This window comes from Romboutsia sp. 13368, from assembly GCF_018336475.1.
Lineage (GTDB): Bacteria > Bacillota > Clostridia > Peptostreptococcales > Peptostreptococcaceae > Romboutsia.
In genome coordinates this window covers 1,623,679-1,624,339 of record NZ_CP048741.1, presented here as the reverse complement: position 1 = coordinate 1,624,339, position 661 = coordinate 1,623,679, and the positions used below count along the sequence as shown (strand labels likewise).

Here is a 661-nt window from a genome sequence, read left to right as displayed (position 1 = left end):
AGAACTAAGGAGTCTATGGTGGTACTTAGTATTGGAAAGTATTTAGAGGATATGTTAAAGGATGTAGACTTAGAKGTTAAATTTACTAGAATGTCTGATAAATATTTATCTTTAGAGGAAAGAGTTAAGATGGCTAATGATTTTAAAGCTGGTTATTTTTTATCTATTCACRTTAATGCTGCTAAGGATAAAAGTGTTAGGGGTGTTGAAGTGTGGCAGTATAGTGAAGATAAAAAGCTTAATAAATTTTCTAGTGATTTGTGTAGTGATATTTGCAGTATTTTAAATATTAAAAACAGAGGAGTAAAGTATAGTAAAAATTTATATGTACTAAGAAATACTTCTATGAAGTCAGCTTTACTTGAGGTGGATTTTATATCTAATGAATTTTGTGAGAAAGATTTAAATAATGAAGATAATATTAAAGCTATTGCTAGAGCTATTAAGGATAATATTTTAARATTGTATAATATTGAGNAGCACTTATATATAATTTTATATTGTATATAAGTGCTTTTTCCATATAAAGGAATTGTTAAAGATATTTTTTATAAATAAAATATGAATTGAATACAGATAATATCAATAAATTTTTGAGCAATGGATATGACCGAAGCGGTAGCGAGTGTCATATCATTGGCGAAATGAGCGTAGCGAATTT

General features: G+C 26.8%; 1 protein-coding gene. It reads left to right on the top strand.

All coding sequences use genetic code 11. From position 1 onward, the window contains the following. Positions 1–510, top strand: a 510-nt coding sequence (locus G3997_RS06490; protein WP_296644641.1) for an N-acetylmuramoyl-L-alanine amidase family protein, incomplete at its 5' end; no start/stop codon positions are given. Positions 511–661 lie beyond the last annotated feature (151 nt).